The 1,522-nt window shown below is 69.3% G+C and carries 2 protein-coding genes; one reads left to right on the forward strand and one right to left on the reverse strand.

Annotated features, from left to right (window positions below):
* The first annotated feature begins 269 nt into the window (after positions 1–269).
* Entirely contained in the window at positions 270–1,103 is an 834-nt protein-coding gene (locus ACWDSL_RS53355) for an IS5 family transposase (RefSeq protein ID WP_450496996.1), read from the forward strand.
* Here the strand turns inward: ACWDSL_RS53355 and ACWDSL_RS53360 are convergent.
* Positions 1,018–1,522, reverse strand: a 505-nt coding sequence (locus ACWDSL_RS53360; protein ID WP_450496997.1) for a hypothetical protein, incomplete at its 5' end; no start/stop codon positions are given. The genes ACWDSL_RS53355 and ACWDSL_RS53360 overlap by 86 nt on opposite strands.

Consider the following 1,522-nt stretch of genomic DNA (forward strand, 5'->3'; position numbering starts at 1 on the left):
AGAGGGCTTCTCGAAACCGAGTGGAGGGCTGGGGGCTCCGTACGGGTGTGCTGTTCAGGTGATTGTGGCCGCGCGGGGGCATGAAGGCAGGGCCTCTCGGTAGCACAGAGGGTGTCTACGCCACTGCTCACCGGGAGGCCCTGTTGCCGCAGTTGTATCGGTCTGCCGCGAAAGAGTCCATTCCGGACACGCGGGCGTGTGACTGCTTCGCCCACACGTACGGCAACGCCGCGGACAATCCGTCCGGCGGGCACTGCTATCCGACCGACATGAGCGACGCGGAGTGGGCAGCGGTCCGCGAAATGATCCCGAAGCCCGTATGGGCCGAGGGCCGGGGCGGCCGGCCGGAGGAATACTGCCACCGGGACATACTCGACGCGATCCGATATGTGGTGGACAACGGCGTGAAGTGGCCTGCGCTGCCTGCCGACTACCCGCCGTGGAAGGCGGTGCACCGGTTCTTCACCCGTTGGCGGAAGCAGGAGCTGATCGGCGAGTTCCACGACCGGCTCCGCGCCGCGATGCGTGAAGCGCAGGGCCGGGATGCGGAGCCGACGGCAGGGGTGATCGACTCGCAGTCCGCGAAAGGCACGTCTGCGGTCGAGGCCGCGACCAGTGGCTATGACAGTGGGAAGAAGATCAAGGGCCGTAAGCGGCACATCGTGGTGGACACCCTCGGCCTGACCCTGGCGGTCATGGTCACCCCCGCCTCGGCGGGGGATCGGGACGCCGCCCAGGACCTCCTGGCCCAGGCCGCGAGGCGGCATCACCGGCTCAGGCGCGTATGGGCGGACAGCGGATACACCGGCATGCTGGTGAGCTGGTGCGCGAGGGCCCTGAACCTGATACTGACGATCATCCGCCGCAGCGACGACCGGAAAGGCTTTGTCGTGCTGCCCAAACGGTGGATCGTCGAGCGGACTTTCGCCTGGCTCACCCGCTCCCGGCGCCTTGCCCGCGACTACGAGCGGCTGCCCGCATCGTCGGAGGCGATGATCCTGTGGTCGATGACCATGGTCATGACCCGCCGTCTCGGCCGTCGCCGCAGGCGAACCGGCCCGGTGCCGGCTCATGGGCCCATCCCCGCGCAACGAGCCGCTTGAGCTTGCACCGCACGCCCTCGGTCTTCGCAGGAACCACCTCCAGCCCCAACAAGGCAGTGATCTCACGGCAGTTCAGTGGCTGACCGCCGGTGGCGCGGCGTTCGGCCAGCAGGCCCATGACCTGCTGATATTCCGGCGCCAGCACCGCAGCCGACAGCCCCTCCCGCCAGGGAGGAACCACCGCCCCGGGCCTCGCCGCCAACGGCGCCGCGGCCTCGTTCCCCTCCGACGTCTTCCCCGCCTCACCGTGCTGTCCTGCACTCTCGCCCCCGTCCCACACCTCGCCGACCCGCCTGCGGGCGATCAGCCATTCGTCCCACTCCGACTGCGCCGCCTCCAGCTCGGCCTGCAACTCCTCCACCCGCTTCCGGGCCGCACGCTCCCGCTCCTCCAGCCGCCCCAGCACCGACGCCATCACA

It is taken from the genome of Streptomyces sp. NPDC000941 (assembly GCF_053599555.1).